This is a genomic window from Pseudoxanthomonas sp. JC1303 (genome assembly GCF_058448525.1).
This window is the reverse complement of record NZ_CP185958.1, coordinates 3,484,272-3,510,382: the sequence shown is the minus strand read 5'-3', so window position 1 is coordinate 3,510,382 and position 26,111 is coordinate 3,484,272. Positions and strand designations below refer to the sequence as shown.

Genomic DNA, 26,111 nt, shown 5'->3' with positions numbered 1-26,111 from the left:
CCAGGGCGCGGCCTAGCGAGGCGGCAGGTAGGACAGCGGATCGACCGGCTTGCCGTTGTAGCGGATCTCGAAGTGCAGCATGTCGCGGGAAGCCCCGCTCCGCCCCATCTCGGCAATCTGCTGCCCGGCCTTGACGTTCTGGCCCTCGTTGACCAGCCGCTTGCGGTTGTGGCCATAGGCCGACAACCAGGCCTCGCTGTGCTTGACGATGATCAGTTCGCCATAGCCCACCAGCCCCGCCCCGGAGTAGACCACCACACCGTCAGCGGTCGCACGGACCGGATCACCGCCCTTGCCCGCGATATCCACGCCCTGGTTGGCGGCGTCGCCGGCGACGAAGCGACCCACGATCTGGCCATCGGCCGGCCAACGCCAATTGATGTCGCTCTTGACCGGCGCGGCGGCCGGCGTCGAAGGCGGCGTAGCAACGGGCGGACGGGATGCGGTCGTCCCCGCAGGCGCCGCTGCGCCCCCTTGCGGATACAGCTGCAGGCGCTGCCCCGGATAGATGGTGTAGGGCGGCGCGATGCCGTTCCAGGCGGCCAGATCGGCCGGCACGATCCCGTTGTCGGTGGCGATGCGGTATAGCGTCTGCCCGCGCTGGACCGTGACCCGCTGGCCGTACTTCGGCTTCGACACTGGGCGGGCCGCAGCGCTGCCGCCGACCGTGCGCCCCCCGGGGCCGCCCGAGGTCCGCGTGACCGTGCTACTGCAGGCCGCCAGGGCCAAGGCACCTGCGACCAGCGCCACTTGCGTCGTGCGCTTGCTGAAAGACCCCAGCAGGTCCATGCGAATCGTCATCCGTTCTTTGCACTCCAGACCAGCCAAGCCAACAACACCAGGAGCAGGACGCTGGCGATCCAGCCCACCGGTTCGATCCAGCGCCGCAACGCCGCTTCCGCACGCACACCACCCAGGCGCAATGCCAGGGCGATCAGGAACACGCGCTTGCCGCGCCCCACCACCATGCTCGCGATGAACGGTAGCAGCGGCACTCCCACAATGCCTGAGGCCCACGTAAATATCTTCAGCGGGATCGGGGTGAAGCCGGCCAGCACCAGCAGCCAGAACGCGCGCCAGGGCGACTGGGCGACCAGTTCGCGCAGATGCGCCACCTGTTTGTTGACCCCATCGGTCCAGCCCAGCGCGTCGATCAATGGCTGCACGGCCGCATAGGCGTAATGACCCAGCGCGTAGCCGATCAAGGCACCTAACAGTGAACCGACCAGGCTGATCCCGGCGAAGGAAAACGCGCGCCGGGGCTGGGCCAGCGACATCGGCGCCAGCATCACCTCGGGCGGCACAGGAAAGAAGATCGCCTCGATAAAGCTCAGCCCGAACAGCAGACGCGGCGCATGCCGATGGCGGGACCACGCGATCGCGCGGGCATACAAAGGACCGAAAAGCTGCATCAGTCGAGGGTTCCCGACAGGAGGGGGACGAACATCACCGGGGCCAGCGTGGTCTGCTGGACGTGGCCATCGGCATCCTTGGTGAGCTGCACCAGGGCCTGCGAGGACGCGCCACCCACCGGCGCGACCAGGCAGCCGCCCGGGGCAAGCTGATCGATCAGATCGTGGACCAGGGCCGGTGCAGCGGCCGTGACCATGATCGCGTCGTAAGGACCGTGCTCCGGCCAGCCCACCCGTCCGTCGTCATGCTTGCTGCGCACGTTCAAGCCGAGCAGGCGCAGGCGCTTGCGCGCCAGGCGCAGCAGGTCGCCGATCCGCTCGACCGTATAGACGTCCAGTCCCAGCGAAGCCAGGATCGCCGCCTGGTAGCCCGATCCGGTCCCCACTTCCAGCACCGTCCTGGGCGCACGTCCGGCCAGCAGCACCTCGGTCATGCGGGCCACCACCCAGGGCTGGGAAATGGTCTGGCTGTGGCCGATGGGCAGCGCGGTGTCCTCGTAGGCGCGCGTGGCCAGCGCTTCGTCCACGAACAGGTGCCGTGGCACGGTGCGGATGGCGTTGAGCACGTTCTCATCGACGATGCCCGCCTCGCGCAGGCGCTGCGCCAACCGATCGCGCACGCGCTGGGACGTCATTCCCGATCCGGCCGCATCGGCCGGTTGGACGCGCAGGCGCGGGGTCATGCCGCCGGCTCCAGGTCCGCGGCCAGGCCGTCGACCCAGCCGGCGACCGTCTCCAGCGCCTGGTAGCGGGTCAGGTCCACATGGATAGGGCTGATGGAGATGGCGCCACTGCGCACCGCATGGAAATCGGTCCCTACGCCGGCATCCTGTTCCGGCCCGGCCGGACCGATCCAGTACACGGTGCCGCCGCGCGGATCGCGCTGTGGCAGGCAGGGCTCGGAGCGATGGCGATTGCCGAGCCGCGTGACCTCGAACCCGGTGACCTCGGACCAGGGCCGGTCCGGGACGTTGACGTTGAGGATGGTGTTGGCAGGCAGCGGATCGGCCTTGAGCCGGGCCACGATCTGCACCGCCGCGCGCGCGGCGGTCTCGAAGTGCTTGGGGGCATGGTCACGGCTCACCAGCGACACGGCCACTGCGGGAAACCCGAGGAAGCGTCCTTCCATCGCCGCCGACACCGTGCCCGAATAGATCACGTCATCGCCCAGGTTGGGCGCGTTGTTGATGCCGGACACCACGATGTCCGGCTCGAAATCCAGCATCCCGGTCAGCGCCAGGTGGACGCAATCGGTTGGGGTGCCGTTGACGCGGATGGTGCGCTCGTCCAGCTGGCGGGTGCGGATCGGCAGATCCAGCGTGAGCGAGTTGCTGGCGCCGGAACGGTCCCGGTCGGGGGCCACTACCCAAACTTCGTGCCCGGCCTGGCGCAACGCCTCGGCCAGCATGCGGATCCCGGGGGCGTCGACGCCGTCATCGTTGCTTACAAGTACGCGCACTCAAACTTCCTTCAATGATGCGCGTCCGATGATACCGGATCGATCCGGACGCTTCGCCCTTGCATGGGCCGCGATGCGACGTAACCTGCCTGCCATGAGCGATCCGCGCGACGACGACGACGACGACGCCAGCCTGTTCCGCGAGGCTATCGGCCAGGTGCGGCGCCTGGACGCTGCGCCCTCGCCGCCCAGCAAGCCGCGCCCACGTCCGTCGGCCCGCATGGCGCGCGCCGACGAGCGCGCCGCGCTGAGCGAGTTCCGCCAGGCGCTGGAGGCCATGCCGATCGGTGCCGGCGATGTGCTCTCGCATCGGGTCGAGGCCCTGCCCGCCAGCATCTTCACCCGCCTCAAGCGTGGCCAGTTCTCGATTCAGGACGAATTGGACCTGCACGGCGCCACGGCCAGCCAGGCCGAGGCGCTGCTGCGTCAGTTCCTGCGCGAGGCCCAGCGCAGCGGCACGGCCTGCGTGCGCATCGTGCACGGCAAGGGGTTGGGCTCGGACGCCGATATCCCGGTCCTGAAGAACGTTGTGGACCGCGTGCTGCGCCAGCGCAATGACGTGCTGGCATTCCATTCCGCGTTGCCGACGCAGGGCGGCACCGGCGCGGTCATCGTCCTGCTCGCCGCCCGCCCCTGACCACCAACATTGGGGTTAGCGAACGTCGGCCACCATATCGACAGTCCGCGCGGGACGGTGGCCCCGCTAGGCTTTGAATGGACACGGCAGCGACGTCAGGTGATCCGGTTAGCCTCGCGCACCGCGCCGAGTTCGTGCAGCAGCGCGGTGGCATAGCTCCCGGGCACCAGCTCGAAGCGCAGCTCCAGCGTCTGTGGATCCTGCCACGACCACTGCAGGTCGGCCGCCTGCTGGCGCAAAGCGCGACGCTCCTGCTTCAACCGGGCCGACTCCAGGCCAGCACGCAGCGCCGGCCCATCGCCCTGCGCGAGCACCTGTGTCTCCAGGGCAGCACAGGCGTCCTGCGTGCGCAGCTCACCTTCTCCCCATAACGGACCACTGGGATGGATATCGAAGCGCGCCAGCCGTTCGGCCAGCGCGTCGCTCCAGGCTTCAGGGCCGAACACACTGCGGCTGCCGGCGAGCATCCAGACCTCACCGTCCAGCCCGCGTTCCCAGCTGCCCTCGGTCACGCGCGCCGACAAGACGCGATTGAACAGTTCCGAGCGCGCGGCCGACAACAGCATCGAGCGTTGCTCGCGCTTGACTCGGCGTCCTTCGAACATGGCCAGCGCCTGGGCGACGTTGTCTCCGGCGCGACCAAAGCGCTGCTCGCCAAACCAGTTGGGCAAGCCACGCGCGGCGATGGCCTGCAGGCGCGCGTCGATCGCCTCGCGCTCGCCCTGCACCTGGCGCAACACCAGGGTGAAGCGATTGCCCTCCAGCGCGCCGCGCGGCAGCTTGCGGCTGTGCCAGGTGGAGGCAGCGACCTCCAGATTGGGCGTCACCAGCGCGTCCAGGTCCGGCGACACACGCTTGGGCAGGTGCACGCTGAAACGCTGAGTGGTCACCGCATGCCGGTCCTTGAGCCCGGCATAACCGATGCCGACCTCGCCGATGCCCGCCCAGCGCGCAAGCGTGCGCGCCACCTCGACAGTGTTGAGGCCGCGTTTGCGCACGGTCAGCAGCAGGTGCTCGCCCTCGCCACTGGCGTCGAACGCATCGATCTCATCGACCTGGAAGTCTTCCGGCCGGCTGCGGAACACCGCCTCCAGCACCGCCGGCCCGAAGGCCAAGGGGAGCAACGATGTCTCGGTCATGTGGTGTGCCTTCTCGTAGCGCCGAGCTTGCTCGGCTGGGGCGTGCGGGCCGGAGCCTGCGCGGTAATGCCGGCGGAGCTCGCCCGATGGCTGTAGCGCCGAGCTTGCTCGGCCGGGGCCTTCCCGAGGAAAGCTTCAGCCGATCACGCTCGGCGCTACAGCGCGTCCGTTGAATAAGCGTCCGTCGAACAATGCGTCCGTCGAATCAAGCCCGCACCAGCAGCACCACGGCCTGCGCGGCGATGCCTTCACCGCGCCCGGTGAAGCCCAGCTTTTCGGTGGTGGTGGCCTTGACGCTCATGGCATCGGCATCGATGCCCAGGACCTGCGCCAGATGCGTGCACATGGCCAGCGCGTGCGGGCCGACCTTGGGTCGCTCGCACATCACGGTGATATCGGCGTTGCCGACCAGCCAGCCGCGTGCGCGCACCAGGCCATCGCAATGGCGCAGGAACTCGGTGCTGTCCACGTCTTTCCAGCGTGGATCGCTCGGCGGGAAGTGGCGACCGATGTCCCCCAGGGCCAGGGCCCCGAGGAGCGCATCGCACAGCGCGTGGACGACCACGTCGCCGTCGCTGTGCGCCAGCACGCCGCGGCTGTGCTCGACACGCACGCCGCCCAGCATGACGTGATCGCCGTCCGGGGCGAAGGCATGCACATCGAAGCCCTGGCCGATGCGGATCTGCGGGACTGACATCTCGAAGTTCCTTATGCGGCCACGCGCAGCGACAGGATGAACGCAAAGCGCTCCAGGTCGGCCGGCGTGGTGATCTTGAAATTGGTTTCCCTGCCTTCCACCAGCAGCGGACGCAGGCCCTGGCGCTCCATGGCCATGGATTCGTCGGTGACATCGATGCCGGCGCCGGCGGCCTCGTCCAGCGCGCGGGTGAGCTGCAGGCGCCGAAACATCTGCGGAGTGAGCGCCCGCCACAGGCGCTCACGCGGCTCGGTGCCGTCCACGCCGCCGTCATCGCCGGCACGCTTGAGCGTGTCGCGCACCGGCGCGGCGAGCAGCCCGCCGACGGGATCTTCGCGCCCGCGCTCGATCAGGCGCTCCAGGTCGGCCTCGGCCAGGTTCGGCCGCGCGGCATCGTGGACCAGCACGAAGTCATCGGCGCGTACGTCGTCGGGCAACACCTGCAGCGCCGCCAGCACGGAGGCCGCGCGGGTCCCGCCGCCGACGCAGGCCAGCACCGGCTTGCCGCCGAACTGCGTCCAGCCCGGCCACCACGGGTCATCGGCCGACAGCGCGACCACCGCACCGGCCACCAGCGGATGGGCCAGCAGTGTGGAGAGGGTCCAGGCCAGCACGGACTGGCCCCCGACTTCCAGATACTGCTTGGGAATCTCGCTGCCGAAGCGCGTCCCGCGCCCGGCCGCGGGGACGACCACCCACAGCCCCCCCATCAATCGCCCTCCGCGCGGGCCGCGTCGTCATCGTTGACCGGATCGGAGGCCTCCGGCGCACTGGCCGGCGCCGGGGCCGCGCTGCCCGCACCAGCGGGGGCGTCGACCACGCGATAGAACTTCTCGCCCGGCTTGATCATGCCCAACTCGCTGCGCGCGCGCTCCTCGACGGCTTCCTCGCCCGACTTGAGGTCCTCGACCTCGGCGGCCAGCGCCGCGTTGCGCTGGCGCAGGCCCGCGTTCTCGCGGGCCTGGCTTTCGACCTGCGCGCGCATGGTGATGACCTGGCCGGAGCTGCCGCGTCCGAACCACAGGTGGTATTGCAGCACCGCCAGCAGCACCAGCAAGCCCAGCAGCAGCCAACGCACCTTGGCCATGTCAGCTCCCGCGCACCGCGATCACACGCTTCGGACGCACGGCGCGGCGCTCAGCGCTTGAGTGAAACGAACGCGTTGCGCCCGGCGTAACGCGCCTGCTTGCCCAGTGCTTCTTCGATGCGCAGCAGCTGGTTGTACTTGGCCACGCGGTCCGAGCGGCACAGCGAGCCGGTCTTGATCTGGGTGGCGGTGGTGGCCACCGCGATGTCGGCGATGGTGGTGTCCTCGGTCTCACCGGAACGATGGGAGACGATCGCCGCGTACTTGGCATGGTGGGCCATGGCGATGGCTTCCAGCGTCTCGGTCAGCGTGCCGATCTGGTTGACCTTGATCAGGATGGCGTTGGCGGTCTGCGACTCGATGCCTTCCTTGAAGATCTTCGGGTTGGTGACGAACAAATCGTCGCCAACCAGCTGGACCTTGTTGCCGATGCGATCGGTCAGCTGCTTCCAGCCGGTCCAGTCGTCCTCGGACATGCCGTCCTCGATGGTGATGATCGGGTACTGGGCGGCCCAGTCAGCCAGGAAGTCGACGAACTGCTCGGAGGTCAGGCGCTTGTTCTCGCCCACCAAGTTGTACTTGCCGTTGTCGTGGAACTCGCTGGAGGCCACGTCCAGGCCCAGCAGGATGTCCTCGCCCGCGGCGTAGCCGGCCTTGCCGATGGCTTCCAGGATGGTGTCCAGCGCCTCGACGTTGCTGCGGAAATCCGGCGCGAAGCCGCCTTCATCGCCCACCGCGGTGCTCAGGCCATGGCCCTTGAGCACGCTCTTGAGCGCGTGGAAGATCTCGGTGCCGGCGCGCAGCGACTCGGAGAACGAATCGAAGCCGACCGGCAGGACCATGAACTCCTGGAAGTCCACGTTGTTGTCGGCATGCGCACCGCCGTTGATGATGTTCATCATCGGCACCGGCAGGCAGACATCCGATTCGCAGGTGTCGGCCAGGTGCTTCCACAGCGGCTTGTGGTTCGAGGCGGCCACCGCGTGTGCGTTGGCCAGGGACACACCGAGCAGCGCGTTGGCGCCCAGGCGGCCCTTGTTCTCGGTGCCATCCAGGTCGATCAGGCGCCGGTCCAGGCCTTCCTGGTCGGCGGCGTCGAAGTCCTTCAGCGCATCGGCGATGGTGGTGTTGATGTTCTCCACCGCCTTGCGCACGCCCTTGCCCAGGTAACGGGTCTTGTCGCCGTCACGCAGTTCCACCGCTTCCTTGGCACCGGTGGAGGCACCGGAGGGCACGGCCGCACGGCCGAAGGAACCATCGGTGAGCGTGACTTCCGCTTCCAGCGTGGGATTACCACGGGAGTCGAGGATTTCGCGGGCGTGGATCTTGGCGATATTGGTCATGGGATCAGTCTTGGCTCTTTCGATCGGATGAAAGTCGGGGGCCGGTCAGGCGATGACCGAGTGAAGTGAGGAACGCCATCTCGCGTGCGCCAGCGTTGCGGCCACGTGCACGTTCCCGGGCGACGCGATTGTAGAGGGTGCAGGCCAACAGCGCGGATGCCAGGCAGACCAGCAAGAAGCCGCTGGTCGAAGCCGCTGCCGTTTCGATGGCCTTGCCCGGGGCGAGCGTGCCACTGGACACACGCTCCTGGAGGTCTGGCACGCGCCAGTGGGTGGCGACCATCACGCCTGCCAACGGGACAAGCAGGCAGGCCACCCCCTGGCGGTGGCCCAGGCCTGCGAATCCGCGCGCGGGAGGCTGGCCGTCTGGCATCAGGCCTTGACGCCGTCTTCCAGGAAGCCGTTCTTCTTGGTGATCGAGTCCAGCGCCAGCAGGGTTTCCAGCAGCGCTTCCATCTTGTCCAGCGGCCAGGCGTTGGGACCATCGGACAAGGCCTTGGCCGGGTCCGGGTGGGTTTCGGCGAACAGGCCGGCCACGCCCACGGCCACCGCCGCGCGCGCCAGCACCGGCACGAACTCGCGCTGGCCGCCAGAGCTGGTGCCCTGCCCGCCGGGCAGCTGCACGGAGTGGGTGGCATCGAACACGACAGGACAGCCGGTCTCGCGCATCACCGACAGCGAGCGCATGTCGCTGACCAGGTTGTTGTAGCCGAAGGACGCGCCGCGCTCGCAGACCATGATCTGCTCGTTGCCCGTCGACTTGGCCTTGTCGACGACCGGCTTCATGTCCCACGGCGAGAGGAACTGGCCCTTCTTGATGTTCACCGGCTTGCCGGCCGCGCAGACGTTCTTGATGAAATCCGTCTGCCGCACCAGGAAGGCCGGGGTCTGCAGCACGTCGACCACGTCGGCGACCTCGTTCATCGGGGTGTACTCGTGCACGTCGGTCAGCACCGGCACGCCGATCTGACGCTTGACCTCGGCCAGGACCTTGAGCCCCTCTTCCATGCCCGGCCCACGGAACGACGTGCCCGAGGTCCGGTTGGCCTTGTCGAAGCTGGACTTGAAGATGAAGTTCATCCCCAGCCTGGAGGTGATGTCCTTGAGCTTGCCGGCGACGTCGAGCTGCAGCTGCATCGACTCGATCACGCAGGGCCCGGCGATCAGGAACAACGGCTGGTCGATACCAGCCTCGAATCCACACAGTTTCATGCGCGTGCCTCCTTGAGCAACGTGCCACCGGCCTTGCGCTCACGCGCGGCGCGGATGAAGCCGACGAACAACGGGTGGCCCTCGCGCGGGGTCGAGAGGAATTCAGGATGCGCCTGGCAGGCCAGGTACCAGGGATGCTTGTCGCGCGGCAGCTCGACCATTTCCACCAGCGTGTCGTCCATGGACTTGGCGCTGATGACCAGGCCTGCGTCTTCGAGCTGGGTGCGATAGCGGTTGTTGAACTCGTAGCGATGACGATGCCGCTCGGACACCACGTCCTGGCCGTACATCTCGCGCGCCAGGGTGCCGGGCTTGAGGCGCTGCTCCTGCAGGCCCAGGCGCATGGTGCCGCCCAGGTCCGAACGCTCGTCGCGCTTTTCCACCTCGCCCGAACTGGTGCGCCACTCGGTGATCAGGCCGATCACCGGGTGTGGGGACTGCTTGTCGTTCTCGGTGCTGTTGGCGCCTTCCAAGCCGCAGATGTGGCGCGCGTAGTCGACCACCGCGGCCTGCATGCCATAGCAGATGCCGAAATACGGCACGCCGTGCTCGCGGGCGTACTGGGCGGTGAGCACCTTGCCTTCGAATCCACGATCGCCGAACCCGCCGGGCACCAGGATGCCGTCCACGTCATCCAGGGTTTCGGCACCGGACTCGACGTCCTGCGACTCTATCCACTTGAGGTTGACGCGGGTGCGCTGGCGCAGGCCGCCGTGCTTGAGCGCCTCGCCGACCGACTTGTAGGCGTCCTTGTGGTCCACGTACTTGCCGACCACCGCGATGGTGACTTCATCGAGCGGATTGACGGTGGCATCGACCGCCGCCTCCCACTCGTGCAGGTCGGCTTCGTGCTTGGCCGGCAGGTGCAGGCGGTCGACCACGAACTGGTCCAGGCCCTGCTCCTTCAGCCCCAGCGGAATCTTGTAGAGCACGTCCACGTCGCGCAGGGTGATCACCGCGCGCTCGGAGACGTTGGTGAACAGCGAGATCTTGCGGCGTTCGCCGTCCGGGATCTCCTGCTCGGAGCGGCACAGCAGCACGTCGGGCTGGATGCCGATCGAACGCAGTTCCTTGACCGAATGCTGGGTCGGCTTGGTCTTCAACTCGCCGGCCGCGGCGATGTACGGCACCAGGGTCAGGTGCATGAAGACGGCCTTCTCTTGGCCGCGCTCGGCACGGATCTGGCGGATCGCCTCCAGGAACGGCAGCGACTCGATGTCGCCCACGGTGCCGCCGACCTCGATCAGGCCCACGTCGAAGCCTGACGCGGCTTCGTCGATGCTGCGCTTGATCTCGTCGGTGATGTGCGGGATGACCTGCACGGTCGCGCCCAGGTAATCGCCGCGGCGCTCCTTGCGGATGACGTTTTCGTAGATGCGCCCGGTGGTGACCGAGTTCTTGCGGCTCAGGCGCGTGCGCACGAAGCGCTCGTAGTGACCCAGGTCCAGGTCGGTCTCGGCGCCGTCGTCGGTGACGTAGACCTCACCATGCTGGAACGGGCTCATCGTGCCCGGGTCGACGTTGATGTAGGGGTCCAGCTTCATCATCGTGACCTTCAGGCCACGTGCTTCGAGAATCGACGCCAGCGACGCGGCGGCAATGCCCTTGCCCAGCGAGGACACCACGCCGCCGGTCACGAAAATCAGGGGAGTCATGGATCTTTGGGCTCCAGGAAAGCCATAGTTTAGCGGTAGCGGCGCTGGCGGCCAAACGCGGCGGGCGCTGGCTGTCCCGCGGCGCGAGACGTTGGCTGGCCCAAACGCACACGCCCCGCAAGAAGCGGGGCGTGGCGGAAAGGCGCAGCCGGCTGGATCAGGACTTGTGCCCTTCTTCCTCTTCCTCTTCGCGCGGGGCCGGGTTGGTCAAGGCGGGATCCTCGCCCTTGAGCCGGGCGGCATTGGCGGCGCGACGCGCGGCCCGCTTTTCGGCCTCGCTCCGGGTGTCCTGCGACTTGGACGGGTCGGCGCTGGCGCCCTTGCCAGCAGCCTGCGCGCCTGTGGCCTGGGCCATGGCGACGGCGGCGGAAGAAACGGCGGCGAGCGCGCCGGCGAGCATCAGAATGTGACGGGTTTTCATGGGGCCTCCAGTGAGGAACCGGGTGGAATCGCCACACTTGGCGGCGACATCTGCAAGCCTACGCAGTCCGCATCCAGCGCCACCTGAACCGGATCGCCCGGATTCAGCCGGCAAGCGCGCGACGCAAGCCCTCGACGCGTCCAATCTCGGTGCACCAATAACCGGTTTCAAGGCCATCCAGCCCCCGGCCGACCCCGGCGACGCGCTGGCGCGCCGAGGCGTGGAACTCGCGGGCGCCGGTCTGGCGCGCCAGTGCGGCGACATTGTCCGCAGTGATGCCCGCGCCGGGCATCACCGACAGGCGACCGCCGGCCTGACGCACGGCACGGGCGATCGCGTCGGCCCCAAGCGGCGCCGCGGAGGCCGCCCCGGACGTCAGCACGCGCTCGCAGCCCAGGCCGATGATCTGCTGCAGGGCCACCGCCGGATCGGCCACGCAATCGAAGGCCCGATGAAAGGTCACGCCCATCGTGCCCGCCTCGGCGATCAGGCCCGCGCAGCCGGCGACATCCACCTGACCGGCAGCATCCAGCGCCCCCAGCACGACCCCGTCGCAGCCAAGTTGCCGGCAACTGGCGACATCGCGCGCCATCACTTCCCACTCGGCCGGCGAATAGACGAAATCCCCCCCGCGCGGCCGGATCAGGACGTAGAGCGGGATGCGCAGCCGCTCCCGCGCCAGCGCCACGGTGCCGTAGGACGGGGTGCACCCGCCTTCGCCCAGGTTCTCGCACAGCTCGACCCGGTCGGCCCCGCCACGCTGCGCGACCAGGGCCGATTCCAGCGAGCCGGCCGCGACCTCCAGCAGATATCCCATGCGCCGCCCGCTCAGGTCTTGTCGGTGGTGTAGATCGACTGCGAAGGCAGCAGCGCGTCCTGCTTGGATGCATCGCAGACCGCGTAGACGAAGCCCTTGTGCAGGGCGAAGGCGCCCACCTGGCCATCCTTGTTCATCGCCAGGAAGCAGACCTGCAGCTCCTTGCTGGCCGCCGGGCGCTTGTGCACCACCCGCTCGATGGCCTCGCGGCAGGCATCGGCCGGGCTGCGCCCCTGGCGCATCAACTCGACCACCAGGAAGCTGGCGGCGTTGCGGATCATCTCCTCGCCCACGCCCGAGGCCGTCGCGCCACCGACCTCGTCGTCCACGTACAGGCCGGCCCCGATGATCGGGCTATCGCCGACGCGACCACGCATCTTCCAGGCCATGCCGCTGGTGGTGCAGGCGCCAGCCATGCGGCCCTCCTTGTCCAGGGCCAGCATGCCGATGGTGTCGTGGTTCTCGCTGTTGCCGGGCAGGCTGCGGCGCTCGACATTGATCTCCGGTTGGTACTTGGAGGTCTTGAGCCACGCCTTCCAGGCTTTCTCGGCCTCCGGCGTACGCAGGTCCTGCACCTTGAAGCCCTCGCTGACCGCGAACTGCTGGGCACCTTCGGCCACCAGCAGGACGTGGGGGGTCTTTTCCATCACCTTGCGCGCCACCGAGATCGGATGGTCGATGCCTTCGATGGCCGCCACCGCGCCGCAGCTGCCGTCACCCTTCATGATGCTGGCGTCCAGGGTCACGTGGCCGTCGCGGTCCGGATAGCCGCAGCGCCCCACCGTGGAATTGCACTGGCCGGTCTCGGCCCAGCGCGCGCCAGCCTCGACCGCGTCGATGGCGCTGCCGCCCTTGCCCAACACCGCCCAGGCCGCCTGGTTGGCCGGCACGCCGAAATCCCAGGTAGACACGACCTTGGCGCCGCTGGCTTTGGTCTGGGCAAACCCGCGCGGGAGCGCGGCGGCGCCGGCGGCCAGGAGGGAGGACTGCAGGAAAGTGCGACGTGAGGGCATGTCGGGAGCTCCGTGGGTGGGGATCAGTGGGGGTCCGGATGGGCCGCGAACCACGCGGCCGCACCGATGATGCCCAGTTGGCCGTGCTCGATGCACGACACCGGGATCTGTCGCAGCGCACTGGACAGCACGCCCTTGTCGTGGAAGCGGCGCATGAAGCCACCGGCCTGCAGATGTTCGCCCAGATGGCCGGCCAGGCCACCGGCCAGATAGACCGAATGGGCGCAGAAGGTGATGGCCAGGTCGCCGGCCAGGCTGCCCAGCCACTGGCAGAACATGTCCAGGCATTCGGCGGCCAGGGCGTCGTCGCCGGCGGCCGCGACCAGGTCGGCAGGCGCGCCGTGCACGACCGGCGCCTGTCGAAGTTCGCACAGGGCCGCATATAGATGCATCAGGCCGGTCCCGGACAGCGCCCGTTCGTTGTCGACATGGCCGAAGCGCCGCTGCAGCACGCGGACCACGTCCAGCTCCAGCGACGTAGTCGCCGCCAGCGCGGCATGCCCGGCCTCGCTGGGCTGGACGCCAAAGCCGGCATCACCATGGACGGCCAGGGCCGCTCCCAGCCCGGTACCAGGCCCCAGCAACAGCGCAGGAAACCGCACCGCGCCTGCCTCCGCCTCTCCCAGCGCACGCATCTGGCCTGCCGGCACATGCGGCAGCGCCCAGGCCAGCGCCTCGAAATCGTTGATCAGCCGGAACCTGCGCAGCCCGGCCTCGCGCTGGGTCTGCGCCAGCGACACCGGCCAGGGAAGATTGGCATTGAGCAGTTCGTCGCCCTGTAGAAGGCCCGCAATGGCCACCACGCCCTGGTCTGGGAAGGCGACGCCCTCGGCTTCCAGCGCGTGCCGGAAGCGGGACAACACCGCGGCCAGCGACGGAAATTCGGCCCCCACGTAACGCCGGTGATGACGCAATTCGGGCGTGCCGTCCTGCCCCACATGGACCAGGCCAAGCCGGGCATAGGTGCCCCCGACATCGGCCGCCACCATCTCTTGCCCCCCAAACGGGGCGCCCGCTGTCTCACGGGCGGCGACTTGCACCACTTAGGATCTCCTTGCAACGGCGCGCTCCGGCACCCGGTTCGCACGCCGGTGACACCGGCGCCGGACGGAGCCGTGCTGCCGCCTGTAACCGATTGTAGTGGCAAGCCGCGTCGTTGCCGCATGCCGCGCCGGTGGCGGCTGGACCATACGTCGCCGCACGTGCAAATCCGCCCCCCAGGCCCCACACTTGCCGCCCTTCGTGGCCCTAGACACGACCTGATCGACCGAATGAATACCCGCTACAACGCTGCTGATATCGAAGTCCTCTCCGGCCTGGACCCGGTCAAGCGCCGGCCCGGCATGTACACCGACACCGCGCGCCCCAACCACCTGGCCCAGGAAGTCATCGACAATTCCGTGGACGAGGCCCTGGGCGGCCACGCCAAGACCGTCGAGGTCACCCTCCACAAGGACGGCAGCGTGGAGGTTTCCGATGACGGGCGCGGCATGCCGGTAGACATCCACCCCGAGGAGAAGGTCCCCGGCGTGGAGTTGATCCTCACCAGGCTGCATGCCGGCGGCAAGTTCAACAACAAGAACTACACCTTCTCCGGTGGTCTGCACGGCGTGGGCGTGAGCGTGGTCAACGCGCTGTCCACCCTGGTGGAAATCCACATCAAGCGCGAAGGCAGCGAACACCGCATCACCTTCCGCGACGGCGACCGCGCCAGCCCGCTGGAAGTGGTCGGCAGCGTCGGCAAGAAGAACACCGGCACCCGGCTGCGCTTCTGGCCCGACCCGAAGTACTTCGACACGCCCAAGATCAACGTGCGCGCCCTGCGCCACCTGTTGCGGGCCAAGGCGGTGCTGTGCCCGGGCCTGACGGTCAAGTTGACCGACGAGGCCAGCGGCGATACCGACACCTGGCTGTTCGAGGACGGCCTGCGCGACTACCTCAAGGGCGAGATGGCCGGGCGCGAGCTGCTGCCGGCCGAGCTGTTCACCGGCGTGCTCAAGAAGGAGACCGAGGTGGTGGACTGGGCCGTGGCCTGGGTTCCGGAAGGCGAGCTGGTCCAGGAGAGCTACGTCAACCTGATCCCCACCGCCCAGCACGGCACCCACGTCAACGGCCTGCGCTCGGGCCTGACCGATGCGCTGCGCGAGTTCTGCGACTTCCGCAACCTGCTGCCGCGCGGGGTCAAGCTGGCCCCGGAAGACGTGTGGGACCGGGTCGCCTTCGTGCTGTCGCTGAAGATGACCGACCCGCAGTTCTCCGGCCAGACCAAGGAGCGCCTGTCCTCGCGTCAGGCCGCCGGCTTCATCGAAGGCGCCGCGCACGATGCCTTCAGCCTGTGGCTCAACCAGCATGTGGAAACCGGCCTGCAGATCGCGCAGATCGCCATCGATCGCGCCAGCGCGCGGCTGAAGACCGAAAAGCAGATCGTCCGCAAGAAGGTCACCGCCGGCCCCGCCCTGCCCGGCAAGCTGGCCGACTGCATCAGCCAGGACCTGTCGCGCACCGAGCTGTTCCTGGTCGAGGGCGATTCGGCCGGCGGCAGCGCCAAGCAGGCCCGCGACAAGGACTTTCAGGCGATCATGCCGCTGCGCGGCAAGATCCTGAACACCTGGGAAGTGGCCTCCGGCAGCGTGCTGGCCTCCGAGGAAGTGCACAACCTGGCCATCGCCATCGGCTGCGACCCGGGCAAGGACGACATCTCCGGCCTGCGCTACGGCAAGGTCGTGGTCCTGGCCGACGCCGACTCGGACGGCTTGCATATCGCCACCCTGCTTTCGGCGCTGTTCCTCAAGCACTTCCCGGCGCTGGTCGAGGCGGGGCACGTGTTCGTGGCGATGCCGCCGCTGTTCCGCGTGGACGTGGGCAAGCAGGTGTTCTACGCGTTGGACGAGGAAGAAAAGCGCCTGCTGCTGGAAAAGATCGCGCGCGAGAAGCTCAAGGGCCAGGTCAACGTGACCCGCTTCAAGGGTCTGGGCGAGATGAATCCTTCGCAGCTGCGCGAGTCGACCATCCACCCCGATACCCGGCGCCTGGTGCAGCTGACCATCGACGATGCCGAGCAGACCGACGGCCTGATGGACATGCTGCTGGCCAAGAAGCGCGCCGGCGATCGCAAGGCGTGGCTGGAGACCAAGGGCGACCTGGCTTCGCTGGAAGTCTGATCCGTCCGCATCGCCGCGCGACCCGCGGCGATGCCTCATTCGGAACGTCAACTCAGGACCACAGCCCACGCGCCCGGTCAGTGAGCGTGCGCGGACGCCACTTCCTCGTAGGGCTGCACCACCACCCAGCCCTCACCGGCGAAACGCAGTTGCACGCTTTCACCCGACCCGCGCCCGAGGAAGGTCTTCAGGCTTATGTCGGTGACGATGTCCGGGGTCAGTCCGCCCGACCAGGCCACGGTGGCCTGCGGATCGGTGAACACCGGGCCGCTGCCGGCGTCGACCCTGAGCGTCAACGGCTCGTAGTGCGAGGTGATCGCCACGATGCCGTGCCCGGACAGGTGCATGTTGAACAGACCGCCGGACAGCATCCCGGCGACCTTGCGCATCATGGTGATGCGTGCCTGGATGCCGGACTCGGTCGCCAGTACATCGTTGCCGTTGACGTAGATCGACTCGCCGGCCAGGCGCAGCAGGGTGATGCGCTTGCCCTTGTCGGCCAGGTAGACGCGCCCCCGACCCTCGACCTTCATCAGCTGCATGCCCTCGCCACTGGCCATCTTCTTGAGCAGGTTGCCCACGCCCTGCTCCAACAGCCCCTGGCGGGTGAACTTCACTTCCCCCATCCGCGCCACCATCGCACCGGCTTTGGCCCAGATCCGGCCGTTGAGGCGGACTTCCAGCAGGTGTGGGCCCTCCAGTTCGAAGGCATCGGTCGTGGTGTCGCGCTCGACGGATGCGTCGACGAACTCACCCAACGTACGGACGGACATGGCGCACTCCTGCGAGGCATGGCTGATACCCGATCTTAAGGGCTGCTGGACGGACCGCGGCCTCCGCGCATCGCATGCCTGACGCCATCACGCGCGTCGGCTAGACTTGCCGACGTTTGCCCCCATACCACTGAGGCCCCCACCGATGACCGCCCCCCTCGCCTATCGCCGCATCCTGCTGAAACTTTCCGGGGAGGCGCTGATGGGATCAGAGGATTACGGCATCGATCCCAAGGTCATCGGCCGCATCGCCCGGGAAATCCTCGAGGCGCACCATGCCGGCGCCGAAGTGGCCCTGGTCATCGGCGGCGGCAACATCTTCCGCGGCGCGGGCCTGGCCGCCGGCGGCATGGACCGGGTCACCGGCGACCAGATGGGCATGCTGGCCACGGTCATCAACGCGCTGGCCATGCAGGACGCGCTGGAGAAGCTCGGCGCCAAGGTGCGCGTGATGAGCGCCCTGAAGATCAACGACGTGTGCGAGGACTACATCCGCCGCCGCGCCGTGCGCCATCTGGAAAAGGGCCGCATCGCGATCTTCGCCGCAGGCACTGGCAACCCGTTCTTCACCACCGACTCCGGCGCGGCCCTGCGCGCGATCGAGATCGAGGCCGACCTGCTGCTCAAGGCCACCAAGGTTGACGGCGTGTATGACAAGGATCCGCGCAAGTTCCCTGATGCCAAGCGCTTCGACTCGCTGACCTACGACGAGGTCATCAGCCGCGGCCTGGAGGTTATGGACACCGCCGCCTTCGCCCTGTGCCGCGACAGCGCCGTGCCACTGCGCATCTACGACCTGGGCGTGCCGGGCAACCTGATGAACATCCTGCGCGGCGAGAACATCGGCACCCTGGTCGAAGGCCGCGGTTGAACCTGTAATTGTGTCCGCGCGGCCATCCGCGCGAGGCTGGTGCCATGTCGCACGACCACGATCACGGCGCGCACGCCGGCCACGCGCATTCCCACGGACACAACCACGCCCACGGCGGCGACACCGGCACCCGCGGCTATGCCGTGGCGCTGTTGGTCAACCTGGCGTACACCGCGCTGGAAGCCGGTTACGGCTTCCACACCAACTCCCTGGCCCTGCTCTCCGACGCGTTGCACAACCTGGGCGACGTGCTGGGCCTGGGCCTGGCCTGGGCGGCGGCCGGCATGGCCCGGCGCCGCCCGACGGCGAGCCATACCTATGGCTGGCGGCGCGCCACCCTGCTCGCCCCGCTGGCCAACGCCTTGGTCCTGATGGTCTTCGCCGGCGGCCTGGCCTGGGAGGCGGTGCGCCGCTTCAGTGACCCGCCAGGCGTTCCGGCCATGCCGGTGATCGTGGTGGCCGCCATCGGGATCGTCGTCAACCTGGGGGCCGGCTGGCTGCTGCATGGCGGCCACGGCCACGGCGGGCACGACCTCAACCGGCGCGGTGCCGTCCTGCACCTGCTGGCCGATGCCGCGGTCTCCCTGGCTGCGGTGATCGCCGGTTGCGGCATGCTCTGGCTGGGCTGGGAATGGCTCGATCCGGTGACCGCGCTGCTGGTCGGGGTGGTCATCGCGGCGGGCACCTTCGGCCTGCTGCGCGAAAGCTTCGCCGCGGCCATGGATGCGGTGCCATCGCATATCGACCAGGAGGCGGTCGTGCGCTTCCTTTCCGCGCGCCCCGGCGTGGAAGCCGTGCACCACCTGCACATCTGGTCGCTGGGTGCTGGCGAGATCGCGCTGACCGCGCATGTGGTCAGGCCCCGGGCCGAGGACGACGACGCCTTCATCGAGGCCACCGCACACGCGCTGGGCGTCGAATTCGGCATCCACCACGCCACCCTCCAGCTCGAGCGCGGCCAGGCCTGCCCGCAGGTCTGCCATGCCGGTGAGCACCCCGCGCACTGATCGCCGGCCCGGCCCAGGGTGGCTTTCGCCTATAATCCCGGGTTTGACGAATCCCAGGACCCGACGATGCTGAACGACATCAAGAACGACGCGCAGATGCGCATGAACAAGAGCGTCGAGTCGCTGCGCCAGGCCCTGACCAAGCTGCGGACCGGTCGCGCCACCACCGCGCTGGTCGATCATCTGAAGGTGAACTACTACGGCTCGGACATGCCGCTGTCGCAGGTGGCCACCGTGTCGGTCACCGACGCCCGCTCGCTGACCATCACCCCCTGGGAGAAGCAGATGGTCTCGGCCGTGGAGAAGGCGATCCTGGCCTCGGACCTGGGCCTGACCCCGAATACCGCCGGCACCGTCATCCGCATCAACATCCCGGTCCTCACCGAGGAGCGCCGCCGCGACCTGTCCAAGGTCGTGCACAGCGAAGGTGAGGACACCAAGGTCGCCATCCGCAACGTGCGCCGCGATGCCAATCAACAGGTCAAGGACCTGCTGAAGGAAAAGGAAGTCACCGAGGACGAGGTGCGCCGCAGCGAGGAAGAGATCCAGAAGCTCACCGACAAGGCGATCAAGGACGTCGATGAGGTGGTCAAGGCCAAGGAGCAGGAACTGATGGCCGTCTGAGCGGGTCAAACCGCCTTCATGACCGTCACGCCGCCCGTTCCGCCTCGCGTTCCTCGCCACCTGGCCATCATCATGGATGGCAACGGGCGCTGGGCCGAGCGCCGCCGCCGTCCGCGCATGATCGGTCATCGTGCCGGTGCGCGCGCAGTCAACCTGTGCATCGACTTCTGTCTGGAGCGCGGCGTCCAGGCCCTGACCCTGTTTGCGTTTTCCAGTGAGAACTGGGGCCGCCCGGCCGAGGAGGTCGGCGCCCTGATGAAGCTGTTCATGGGCGCGCTGGAGCGCGAGGTGGACGAACTGCACCGCCGCGGCGTGCGGATCCGCTTCATCGGGCAGCGGGCGCGCTTCGCGCCGGGCATCGTCCAGCGCATGGAAGCGGCCGAGCGCCTGACCGTGGACAACACGCGCCTGACCCTGGTCATCGCCGCCAGCTACGGCGGGCGCCAGGACCTGGCCGACGCCGCGCGCGCCCTGGCCGAGGAAGTTGCCGCCGGCCGCCTGCGGCCGGAGGACATCGACGAGGCGCGACTGGATGCGCACGTCGCCCTGTCCGACCTGCCGCCGCCGGACCTGTTCATCCGCACCGGCGGCGACCACCGCATCAGCAACTTCCTGCTGTGGCAGCTGGCCTACACCGAACTGTGGTTCACCGAGACACTGTGGCCCGATCTAAACGCCACGGTCCTGCAAGCCGCGCTGGACGACTTCGCCATGCGCGAACGCCGTTTCGGCCTGACCGGGGCCCAGGTGGCCACGCACGGAACCACATCATGACCCGTACCCGCGTCCTCGCCGCCCTGGTGATGACCCCGCTGGCGATCGCCGCCATCCTGCTGTTGCCGACCCCCTGGATGGCCGCGCTCGGCGCCGCCGTGTTCCTGATCGGCCTGTGGGAGTGGCTCAAGCTGGCCGAGGTCGACGACACCCTGTCGCGCACCGTGCTGCTGCTGCTCAACCTGGCCCTGATGGTGCTGCTGACCTGGGCCAGCGGTTCCAGCAGCGGGCTCTCCCCGGCCCTGTTCCAGATCGTGGCCCTGGTCGGCGCCGTGTGGTGGCTGGTCGCCCTGCTGTGGCTGCGTTTCTACACGTTCGGCTCGGATCACCGGAGCTGGGCGCGGCTGTTCAAGCTCGCGGCCGGGACCCTGGCGATCATTCCGGCCTGGTGCGCCATGTGCCTGATCCATTCGGGCAACTTCACCCAGCTGCACGACCTGCACCAGCACCTGTGGCTGCTGACCGCGCTGGCGGTGGTATGGGCGGCCGACAGCGGCGCCTACTTCGCCGGCCGTGCCTTCGGCAAGCGCAAGCTGGCGCCGCGGATCAGTCCCAACAAGACCGTCGAAGGCCTGCTTGGCGGCCTGGCCGGTGGCGTGGTCGTTGGCCTGCTGGGCGGCTGGGCGGCGGGCGTCAGCCTGGCGCAGCTCCCTGCGCTGACGGTGGTCTGCCTGGCCACGGTGCTGGTCTCGGTGGTGGGCGACTTGTTCGAGAGCCTGCTCAAGCGCCACGTGGGCGCGAAGGATTCGGGCCACCTGATTCCCGGCCATGGCGGCATCCTGGACCGCATCGATGGTGTCGTGGCGGCCCTGCCGGTGTTCCTGATCGGCCGTGAGCTGCTGGGATTCTGAGCATGGATGCACCCTTCCCCACGCGCAGCGTCGCCGTCCTGGGCGCCACCGGCTCGATCGGCACCTCCACCCTGGACGTGATCGCGCGCCACCCCGATGCGCTGCGCGCCAGCGTGCTGGCCGCCGGCAGCAACGTGCCGGCGCTCGTCGACCTGTGCCGTATCCATCATCCGGAACATGCGGTCATCGCCGATCCGGCGCGCTTCGAGGCCCTGCGTCAGGCCCTGGCCGACGCTGGGCTGCGCACCCGCCCCCATGCCGGCGATCAGGCCCTGGATGCGCTGGTCGCCAGTGATGCCTGCGACACGGTGGTGGCCGCCATCGTGGGCGCCGCCGGCCTGTCGTCCACGCTCGCGGCGGCCAAGGCGGGCAAGCGCCTGCTGCTGGCGAACAAGGAATCCCTGGTCCTGGCCGGCGCGCTGGTGATGGCGGCGGCCAAGGCCACCGGTGCAGACATCATCCCCATCGACAGCGAACACAACGCGATCTTCCAGTGCCTGGGCTCGCGCGAGGCCGGCGCCCGGGTGCGGCGGATCGTGCTGACCGCCTCGGGCGGGCCGTTCCGCGGGCGCAGCCGCGCTTCGCTGGAGACAGTGACCGTGGCCCAGGCCGTGGCCCATCCCAAATGGTCGATGGGGCCGAAGATCTCGGTCGATTCGGCCACCTTGATGAACAAGGGTCTGGAGCTGATCGAAGCGGCCCATCTGTTCGACGTGGGCCGCGACCGCCTGGACGTGCTCGTGCACCCACAGAGTCTGGTCCACTCCCTGGTCGACTTCATCGACGGCTCCACCCTCGCCCAGCTTGGCCTGCCGGACATGCGCACCGCGCTGTCGCTGGGCCTGGGCTGGCCGCGCCGCATCGACTCGGGGGTGGCCGGACTGGATTTGCTGCGGCACGGCACGCTGGAGTTCGAGGCCCCGGACCTGGAGGCCTTTCCCTGCCTGCGCCTGGCCTGGGAGGCCCTGGAGACCGGGGGCGCCGCGCCCGCTGTCCTGAATGCCGCCAACGAAACTGCTGTTTCAGCCTTTCTTCAGGGCAAAATCGGTTTCCTAGCGATCCCTGCATTGGTCGAGGATGCTCTCGCCGCCCACGCACACGCCCCGGCCGGAAGCCTGGAGGCCCTGCTGGCGGCCGACGGGCACGCGCGGCACTTCAGCCAGGGCTGGATCCAACGCACCGCCACAGGCCAAGCCGCTTCCGCATGAGTGAAATCGCAGGCTCCATCTGGTGGTTGATCGTCGCCCTGGGCGTACTGGTCACCTTCCATGAATTCGGCCATTACTGGGTCGCGCGACGCTGTGGCGTGGGCGTGCTGCGCTTTTCCGTGGGATTCGGCAAGCCGCTGTGGTCGCGACGGGACAAGCACGGGACCGAGTTCGCCATTGCTCCGATCCCGCTCGGCGGCTACGTCAAGATGCTCGACGAGCGCGAGGGCGACGTGCCCGCCGCGCGGCTGCACGAGGCATTCAACCGCAAGCCCGTCCTGCAACGCATCGCCGTGGTCGCCGCCGGCCCCATCGCCAACCTGATCCTGTGCGTCGGCCTGCTGTGGGCCATGCTGGTGATCGGCAAGGAGGACTACGCCCCGGTGGTCGGCCGCGTGGACGGCATCGCCCAGCAGTCGGGCCTGCGCCCGGGCGACCGGATCGTCTCGGTGGACGGCGACCGGGTGGCCACGGCCACCCAGGCCACGATCGCGCTGACCGGCGCGGCGATGGACGGGCGCGACCTGCAGGTCGGCGTGGAAGACGCCGCGGGCAATGCCATCACCCGCCGGGTCTACACCTCGCGTCTTCAGGGCGGTTTCGACGAGCAGAATGTCACCGGCAACCTCGGCCTGCGCTGGCAGTTCACGATCGAGCCGGCGCAGGTCAATGCGGTCACCGCCGGCTCGCCGGCGGCTGGCGTGCTGCAGCCGGGCGACCTGATTACCGCGATTGATGGCGAGCCGGTCCAGTCCGCCGACGCCCTGCGTCCCCTGGTGCAGACGCTGGGCGACCGCGGTGGCGAGGTGATGATCGAGGTCGAGCGCGAAGGCAGCCGCCTGGCCCTGCCGCTCAAGCCCAAGCGAATGACCGACCCGCGCAGCGGCGCGGCCTACTGGGGCCTGGGAATCGCCCTGGGCACCGGGCAGGCACCGGCTTATGACGCCCTGCAACGCTACGGCCCGCTGGAAGCCATCCCCGAGGCCTTCCGGCAGACCGGCCAGTTGGCCTCCGATTCGCTGGGCATGATCCGCAGGATGTTCACCGGCCATGCATCCCTGCAGGGCGTTTCCGGGCCGATCACCATCGCCAAGGTGGCCAACGCCTCGGCCGAACGCGGGCCGGCCTGGTTCCTTCAGTTCCTGGCGCTGCTGTCGCTGAGCCTGGCCATTGTGAACCTGCTGCCGATCCCGGTCTTGGACGGCGGACACCTGCTGTATTACCTTATCGAGTTGGTCAAGGGCAGCCCGCTCAGCGAGCGCGCGATGGCCGCCGGCCAATTTGCCGGCCTGGCCCTCCTGGCCGGCCTCATGGGGCTGGCGCTCTACAACGACATCCTGCGCCCGGTGATCTGATGCCCTCCACTGTTCCATGCCCGACCGCCAACCGGCGGCCTGCCGCCTGCAAGGGCGTTTCCGAAACAAGTTCTCCGACGGATGTGATAATGACGCGACTCCCGACCCGCCGCCTGCTTGCCCTTGCCCTGGCCTCGGCCATTGCGGCTCCGGCATCGGCACAGTCGACCGGCATGGTGCCGCCCTTCGGCGCCCCGCAGTCGGCGCCGCCCGCTGCCTTCGGGATGCAGCAGCCGTCCTCTCCGTCGGACTTCGTGGCCAGCGACATCCGCGTGGACGGGGTTCAGCGCATCTCATCGGGCACGGTGCTGACCTACCTGCCGATCGAGCGTGGCGACATGGTCACCCAGGCCAAGATCGGCGAGGCGATCCGCGCGCTGTATCACACTGGCTTCTTCGAGGACGTGCAGCTGTCGCGCCAGGGCTCGATCCTGGTGGTCACGCTCAAGGAGCGTCCGGCGATCAACAAGCTCACGTTGACCGGCAACAAGGACATCAAGACCGAGGACCTGACCAAGGGCCTGAACGACATCGGCTTGTCCGAGGGCGGGACCTTCGACCGCCTGGCCCTGGACCGGGTGACCCAGGAACTGGTCCGCCAGTACAACAACCGCGGCAAGTACAACGTCCAGATCACCCCCACGGTGAGCCCGCTGGATCGCAACCGCGTGGACGTCACCATCTCGATCAAGGAAGGCAAGGCGGCCAAGATCCGCCACATCAACCTGATCGGCACCGAAAAGTTCGACCAGGAAGACATCCGCGAGGGCTGGGAGTCGCAGGAACACAACTGGCTGTCGTGGTATCGCCGCGACGATCAGTATTCCAAGGAGAAGCTCTCGGGCGATATCGAGAAGCTCAACTCTTGGTATCTGGATCGCGGCTACGTCGATTTCAATCTGGACTCGACCCAGGTGGCCATCAGCCCGGATAAAAAGGACATGTTCCTCACCGCCGGGGTGACCGAGGGTGAGCAGTACACCGTTTCGGACGTCAAGGTCTCCGGCGACACCATCCTGCCGCAGGAGCGGGTGGAGAAAATGGTGCTGGTGCGCAAGGGCCAGATCTTCTCGCGGCGTCTGCTGGAGATCAGCTCCGATGCGATCACCGCGACCCTGAGCAACATCGGCTACGCCTTCGCCCAGGTCAATCCGATCCCGACGGTCGACCGCGAAGGTCGCACCGTGGCCATCAACATGCAGGTCGTGCCGGGCCCGCGCGTCAACGTGCGCCGGATCGAGTTCAAGGGCAACAACCGCACCGCCGACGAGGTCCTGCGCCGCGAGATGCGCCAGTTCGAGGGTGCGTGGTACTCGCAGGCCGCCATCGACCGTTCCAAGGTGCGCCTGCAGCGATTGGGCTATTTCGAGACCGTCGACGTGGAGACCCAGCCGGTCCCCGGCACGCGCGACCAGGTCGACGTAGTCTTCAACGTCAAGGAGACCACCTCGGGCAGCTTCACCTTTGGCCTGGGCTACTCGCAGCTGGCCGGCATCACCACTTCGGTGCAGCTGTCGCAGAACAACTTCCTCGGCGGCGGCAACCGCGTCGCGGTGGAGGCTTCGCGCAGCTATTACCTGGACCGGTACTCGTTCTCCTTCACCAACCCGTACTTCACCGACGGCGGCGTGTCGCTGGGCTACAACCTGTCCTACAGCAACCTGGACTACTCGGACTACAACACCGCCGCGTATTCGTCCAAAAACACCGCCGCGCAGGCGATCCTGGGTATCCCGCTGAGCGAGAGCGACAGCGTCTCGCTGATGTTCGGCGTGGACTCGACCCAGGTCAGCGTCTACGAAGGCACCACGCCGCAGGCGATCGTGGACTACGTCAAGGCGCTGGAAAGCCGCACCTTCCACGCCTGGCGCACCCAGATCGGCTGGGCCCGCGACACCCGCAACGCCTACTGGATGCCCACGCGCGGCACCTATCAGCGCGTGTCAGCGGAGATCACCCTGCCCGGCTCGACCGTGGAGTACTACAAGCTCAACTACGAGTTCTCCAAGTACTGGCAGCTCAGCCCGGCCTTCGTGCTGCGCACCGGCGGCGAGCTGGGTTATGGCGACAGCTACGGCAGCGACAAGACCACCGTCATCTGCCACAACCCCGCCAACGGCCAGGCCGTGACCTGCGACACCAGCGGCGCGGTGGCCGAGACCTTCACCGCCAGCGGCCTGCCGTTCTACGAGAACTTCTACGCCGGCGGCGTGCGCTCGGTGCGTGGCTTCGAGGACAACACGCTGGGGCCGCGTTCGGAGGCCACGCCCTACTACAACCGTGGCCAGCCGCTGGGTGGCTCGCTCAAGACCATCGGCCAGATGGAAATGATCTTCCCGAAGCTGTTCGACTCCAACGCCGCCCGCATCTCGGCCTTCATCGACGTGGGCAACGTCTACAACGGCTATGACAACTTCAAGGCCAACGAGCTGCGTGCCTCCACCGGCGTGGCGCTGCTGTGGCGCGCACCGGTCGGGCCGATCTCGATCAGCTACGCCTTCCCGCTCAAGACCGAGACGGGTGACGAGATCGAACGCCTGCAGTTCACCTTCGGCGGCTCGTTCTGATCCGACCTGCCCGCACGATGGACGCAAG

At 68.1% G+C, this 26,111-nt stretch carries 27 protein-coding genes; 10 read left to right on the top strand and 17 right to left on the bottom strand.

Going from position 1 to position 26,111, the window contains the following annotated elements; translation table 11 throughout:
* Positions 1-12: 12 nt before the first annotated feature.
* The 4 genes from ACORQU_RS15825 to surE are packed head-to-tail and all read right to left on the bottom strand — an operon-like array spanning position 13 to position 2,871.
* Entirely contained in the window at positions 13-801 is a 789-nt protein-coding gene (locus ACORQU_RS15825; protein WP_491642031.1) for a peptidoglycan DD-metalloendopeptidase family protein, read from the bottom strand.
* A complete protein-coding gene (locus tag ACORQU_RS15820) occupies positions 798-1,412 on the bottom strand; it encodes a YqaA family protein (protein ID WP_271646223.1) in 615 nt (204 codons plus the stop codon). Before ACORQU_RS15820 ends, ACORQU_RS15825 begins: the two co-directional genes overlap by 4 nt.
* Complete coding sequence (locus tag ACORQU_RS15815; protein ID WP_491642030.1) at positions 1,412-2,095, bottom strand: protein-L-isoaspartate(D-aspartate) O-methyltransferase; 684 nt, start codon at positions 2,093-2,095, stop codon at positions 1,412-1,414. The genes ACORQU_RS15820 and ACORQU_RS15815 overlap by 1 nt, the downstream gene beginning before the upstream one ends.
* Positions 2,092-2,871 carry a 5'/3'-nucleotidase SurE gene (gene surE / locus ACORQU_RS15810; RefSeq protein ID WP_271646226.1) on the bottom strand — a complete coding sequence of 260 codons (780 nt, stop codon included), beginning with the start codon at positions 2,869-2,871 and terminating at the stop codon, positions 2,092-2,094. Before surE ends, ACORQU_RS15815 begins: the two co-directional genes overlap by 4 nt.
* A gap of 94 nt (positions 2,872-2,965) precedes the next feature.
* Here surE and ACORQU_RS15805 point away from each other — a divergent pair, with 94 nt between their 5' ends.
* Complete coding sequence (locus ACORQU_RS15805; protein ID WP_271646228.1) at positions 2,966-3,508, top strand: Smr/MutS family protein; 543 nt, start codon at positions 2,966-2,968, stop codon at positions 3,506-3,508.
* 95 nt (positions 3,509-3,603) lie between these two features.
* On the opposite strand, the gene truD is transcribed toward ACORQU_RS15805, so the two are convergent.
* The 12 genes from truD to ACORQU_RS15745 all read right to left on the bottom strand — a co-directional run bounded on the left by truD (position 3,604) and on the right by ACORQU_RS15745 (position 13,935).
* Positions 3,604-4,647 carry a tRNA pseudouridine(13) synthase TruD gene (truD, locus tag ACORQU_RS15800; protein WP_491642028.1) on the bottom strand — a complete coding sequence of 348 codons (1,044 nt, stop codon included), beginning with the start codon at positions 4,645-4,647 and terminating at the stop codon, positions 3,604-3,606.
* Between the two features lie 205 nt (positions 4,648-4,852).
* The gene (gene ispF / locus ACORQU_RS15795; RefSeq protein ID WP_491642027.1) at positions 4,853-5,344 is read right to left on the bottom strand and encodes a 2-C-methyl-D-erythritol 2,4-cyclodiphosphate synthase; all 492 of its coding nucleotides are present in this window, start codon (positions 5,342-5,344) and stop codon (positions 4,853-4,855) included.
* Positions 5,345-5,355: 11 nt separating this feature from the next.
* The gene (gene ispD / locus ACORQU_RS15790) at positions 5,356-6,054 is read right to left on the bottom strand and encodes a 2-C-methyl-D-erythritol 4-phosphate cytidylyltransferase (RefSeq protein WP_491642026.1); all 699 of its coding nucleotides are present in this window, start codon (positions 6,052-6,054) and stop codon (positions 5,356-5,358) included.
* Positions 6,054-6,431, bottom strand: a complete 378-nt coding sequence (ftsB, locus tag ACORQU_RS15785) for a cell division protein FtsB (protein ID WP_271646236.1) — start codon at positions 6,429-6,431, stop codon at positions 6,054-6,056. The genes ispD and ftsB overlap by 1 nt, the downstream gene beginning before the upstream one ends.
* Before the next feature lie 50 nt (positions 6,432-6,481).
* The gene (eno, locus tag ACORQU_RS15780) at positions 6,482-7,774 is read right to left on the bottom strand and encodes a phosphopyruvate hydratase (RefSeq protein ID WP_491642025.1); all 1,293 of its coding nucleotides are present in this window, start codon (positions 7,772-7,774) and stop codon (positions 6,482-6,484) included.
* A 4-nt stretch (positions 7,775-7,778) separates the two neighbouring features.
* Positions 7,779-8,057 (bottom strand): hypothetical protein, encoded by a 279-nt coding sequence (locus ACORQU_RS15775; RefSeq protein ID WP_491642024.1) that lies wholly within the window; start codon positions 8,055-8,057, stop codon positions 7,779-7,781.
* 89 nt (positions 8,058-8,146) lie between these two features.
* Positions 8,147-8,986: a 3-deoxy-8-phosphooctulonate synthase gene (gene kdsA / locus ACORQU_RS15770; RefSeq protein ID WP_491642023.1), complete on the bottom strand. Its 840-nt coding sequence runs from the start codon at positions 8,984-8,986 to the stop codon at positions 8,147-8,149.
* Positions 8,983-10,641 (bottom strand): CTP synthase, encoded by a 1,659-nt coding sequence (gene pyrG, locus ACORQU_RS15765; protein ID WP_491642022.1) that lies wholly within the window; start codon positions 10,639-10,641, stop codon positions 8,983-8,985. The genes kdsA and pyrG overlap by 4 nt, the downstream gene beginning before the upstream one ends.
* 157 nt (positions 10,642-10,798) lie before the next feature.
* Positions 10,799-11,062, bottom strand: a complete 264-nt coding sequence (locus ACORQU_RS15760; RefSeq protein WP_491642021.1) for a hypothetical protein — start codon at positions 11,060-11,062, stop codon at positions 10,799-10,801.
* Positions 11,063-11,165: 103 nt separating this feature from the next.
* Entirely contained in the window at positions 11,166-11,879 is a 714-nt protein-coding gene (locus tag ACORQU_RS15755) for a copper homeostasis protein CutC (RefSeq protein ID WP_491642020.1), read from the bottom strand.
* Between the two features lie 11 nt (positions 11,880-11,890).
* A complete protein-coding gene (locus tag ACORQU_RS15750; RefSeq protein ID WP_491642019.1) occupies positions 11,891-12,892 on the bottom strand; it encodes a glycosylasparaginase in 1,002 nt (333 codons plus the stop codon).
* A gap of 23 nt (positions 12,893-12,915) precedes the next feature.
* A complete protein-coding gene (locus ACORQU_RS15745; RefSeq protein WP_271646246.1) occupies positions 12,916-13,935 on the bottom strand; it encodes a glucokinase in 1,020 nt (339 codons plus the stop codon).
* A 228-nt stretch (positions 13,936-14,163) separates the two neighbouring features.
* Here ACORQU_RS15745 and parE point away from each other — a divergent pair, with 228 nt between their 5' ends.
* On the top strand, positions 14,164-16,053 hold the full coding sequence (gene parE, locus ACORQU_RS15740) for a DNA topoisomerase IV subunit B (RefSeq protein ID WP_491642018.1): 1,890 nt from the start codon (positions 14,164-14,166) through the stop codon (positions 16,051-16,053).
* 77 nt (positions 16,054-16,130) lie between these two features.
* Here parE and ACORQU_RS15735 read toward each other — a convergent pair whose 3' ends face one another.
* Complete coding sequence (locus ACORQU_RS15735; RefSeq protein ID WP_491642017.1) at positions 16,131-16,826, bottom strand: AIM24 family protein; 696 nt, start codon at positions 16,824-16,826, stop codon at positions 16,131-16,133.
* A 145-nt stretch (positions 16,827-16,971) separates the two neighbouring features.
* Between ACORQU_RS15735 and pyrH the strand changes: the two genes are divergently transcribed.
* From pyrH to bamA, 8 genes are all read left to right on the top strand, one after another.
* On the top strand, positions 16,972-17,697 hold the full coding sequence (pyrH, locus tag ACORQU_RS15730) for a UMP kinase (RefSeq protein ID WP_271646250.1): 726 nt from the start codon (positions 16,972-16,974) through the stop codon (positions 17,695-17,697).
* A 44-nt stretch (positions 17,698-17,741) separates the two neighbouring features.
* A complete protein-coding gene (locus ACORQU_RS15725) occupies positions 17,742-18,704 on the top strand; it encodes a cation diffusion facilitator family transporter (RefSeq protein ID WP_491642016.1) in 963 nt (320 codons plus the stop codon).
* Between the two features lie 66 nt (positions 18,705-18,770).
* Complete coding sequence (frr, locus tag ACORQU_RS15720; protein WP_271646252.1) at positions 18,771-19,328, top strand: ribosome recycling factor; 558 nt, start codon at positions 18,771-18,773, stop codon at positions 19,326-19,328.
* An 18-nt stretch (positions 19,329-19,346) separates the two neighbouring features.
* A complete protein-coding gene (uppS, locus tag ACORQU_RS15715; RefSeq protein WP_491642015.1) occupies positions 19,347-20,102 on the top strand; it encodes a polyprenyl diphosphate synthase in 756 nt (251 codons plus the stop codon).
* Positions 20,099-20,953: a phosphatidate cytidylyltransferase gene (locus ACORQU_RS15710; RefSeq protein ID WP_271646254.1), complete on the top strand. Its 855-nt coding sequence runs from the start codon at positions 20,099-20,101 to the stop codon at positions 20,951-20,953. The genes uppS and ACORQU_RS15710 overlap by 4 nt, the downstream gene beginning before the upstream one ends.
* A 2-nt stretch (positions 20,954-20,955) precedes the next feature.
* Entirely contained in the window at positions 20,956-22,161 is a 1,206-nt protein-coding gene (locus ACORQU_RS15705) for a 1-deoxy-D-xylulose-5-phosphate reductoisomerase (RefSeq protein ID WP_491642014.1), read from the top strand.
* The gene (rseP, locus tag ACORQU_RS15700) at positions 22,158-23,516 is read left to right on the top strand and encodes an RIP metalloprotease RseP (protein WP_271646256.1); all 1,359 of its coding nucleotides are present in this window, start codon (positions 22,158-22,160) and stop codon (positions 23,514-23,516) included. The genes ACORQU_RS15705 and rseP overlap by 4 nt, the downstream gene beginning before the upstream one ends.
* A gap of 224 nt (positions 23,517-23,740) precedes the next feature.
* On the top strand, positions 23,741-26,083 hold the full coding sequence (gene bamA / locus ACORQU_RS15695) for an outer membrane protein assembly factor BamA (RefSeq protein ID WP_491645154.1): 2,343 nt from the start codon (positions 23,741-23,743) through the stop codon (positions 26,081-26,083).
* Positions 26,084-26,111: the final 28 nt, after the last annotated feature.

Excerpts from the sequence above, each read along its gene's own strand:
- ACORQU_RS15825 (WP_491642031.1), bottom strand. The coding sequence starts at position 801 with ATGACGATTCGCATGGACCTGCTGGGGTCTTTCAGCAAGCGCACGACG.
- ACORQU_RS15820 (WP_271646223.1), bottom strand. The coding sequence starts at position 1,412 with ATGCAGCTTTTCGGTCCTTTGTATGCCCGCGCGATCGCGTGGTCCCGC.
- ACORQU_RS15815 (WP_491642030.1), bottom strand. The coding sequence starts at position 2,095 with ATGACCCCGCGCCTGCGCGTCCAACCGGCCGATGCGGCCGGATCGGGA.
- ACORQU_RS15805 (WP_271646228.1), top strand. The coding sequence starts at position 2,966 with ATGAGCGATCCGCGCGACGACGACGACGACGACGCCAGCCTGTTCCGC.
- truD (WP_491642028.1), bottom strand. The coding sequence starts at position 4,647 with ATGACCGAGACATCGTTGCTCCCCTTGGCCTTCGGGCCGGCGGTGCTG.
- ispF (WP_491642027.1), bottom strand. The coding sequence starts at position 5,344 with ATGTCAGTCCCGCAGATCCGCATCGGCCAGGGCTTCGATGTGCATGCC.
- ispD (WP_491642026.1), bottom strand. The coding sequence starts at position 6,054 with ATGGGGGGGCTGTGGGTGGTCGTCCCCGCGGCCGGGCGCGGGACGCGC.
- ftsB (WP_271646236.1), bottom strand. The coding sequence starts at position 6,431 with ATGGCCAAGGTGCGTTGGCTGCTGCTGGGCTTGCTGGTGCTGCTGGCG.
- eno (WP_491642025.1), bottom strand. The coding sequence starts at position 7,774 with ATGACCAATATCGCCAAGATCCACGCCCGCGAAATCCTCGACTCCCGT.
- ACORQU_RS15775 (WP_491642024.1), bottom strand. The coding sequence starts at position 8,057 with ATGGTCGCCACCCACTGGCGCGTGCCAGACCTCCAGGAGCGTGTGTCC.
- kdsA (WP_491642023.1), bottom strand. The coding sequence starts at position 8,986 with ATGAAACTGTGTGGATTCGAGGCTGGTATCGACCAGCCGTTGTTCCTG.
- pyrG (WP_491642022.1), bottom strand. The coding sequence starts at position 10,641 with ATGACTCCCCTGATTTTCGTGACCGGCGGCGTGGTGTCCTCGCTGGGC.
- ACORQU_RS15760 (WP_491642021.1), bottom strand. The coding sequence starts at position 11,062 with ATGAAAACCCGTCACATTCTGATGCTCGCCGGCGCGCTCGCCGCCGTT.
- ACORQU_RS15755 (WP_491642020.1), bottom strand. The coding sequence starts at position 11,879 with ATGGGATATCTGCTGGAGGTCGCGGCCGGCTCGCTGGAATCGGCCCTG.
- ACORQU_RS15750 (WP_491642019.1), bottom strand. The coding sequence starts at position 12,892 with ATGCCCTCACGTCGCACTTTCCTGCAGTCCTCCCTCCTGGCCGCCGGC.
- parE (WP_491642018.1), top strand. The coding sequence starts at position 14,164 with ATGAATACCCGCTACAACGCTGCTGATATCGAAGTCCTCTCCGGCCTG.
- ACORQU_RS15735 (WP_491642017.1), bottom strand. The coding sequence starts at position 16,826 with ATGTCCGTCCGTACGTTGGGTGAGTTCGTCGACGCATCCGTCGAGCGC.
- pyrH (WP_271646250.1), top strand. The coding sequence starts at position 16,972 with ATGACCGCCCCCCTCGCCTATCGCCGCATCCTGCTGAAACTTTCCGGG.
- ACORQU_RS15725 (WP_491642016.1), top strand. The coding sequence starts at position 17,742 with ATGTCGCACGACCACGATCACGGCGCGCACGCCGGCCACGCGCATTCC.
- frr (WP_271646252.1), top strand. The coding sequence starts at position 18,771 with ATGCTGAACGACATCAAGAACGACGCGCAGATGCGCATGAACAAGAGC.
- uppS (WP_491642015.1), top strand. The coding sequence starts at position 19,347 with ATGACCGTCACGCCGCCCGTTCCGCCTCGCGTTCCTCGCCACCTGGCC.
- ACORQU_RS15710 (WP_271646254.1), top strand. The coding sequence starts at position 20,099 with ATGACCCGTACCCGCGTCCTCGCCGCCCTGGTGATGACCCCGCTGGCG.
- ACORQU_RS15705 (WP_491642014.1), top strand. The coding sequence starts at position 20,956 with ATGGATGCACCCTTCCCCACGCGCAGCGTCGCCGTCCTGGGCGCCACC.
- rseP (WP_271646256.1), top strand. The coding sequence starts at position 22,158 with ATGAGTGAAATCGCAGGCTCCATCTGGTGGTTGATCGTCGCCCTGGGC.
- bamA (WP_491645154.1), top strand. The coding sequence starts at position 23,741 with ATGCAGCAGCCGTCCTCTCCGTCGGACTTCGTGGCCAGCGACATCCGC.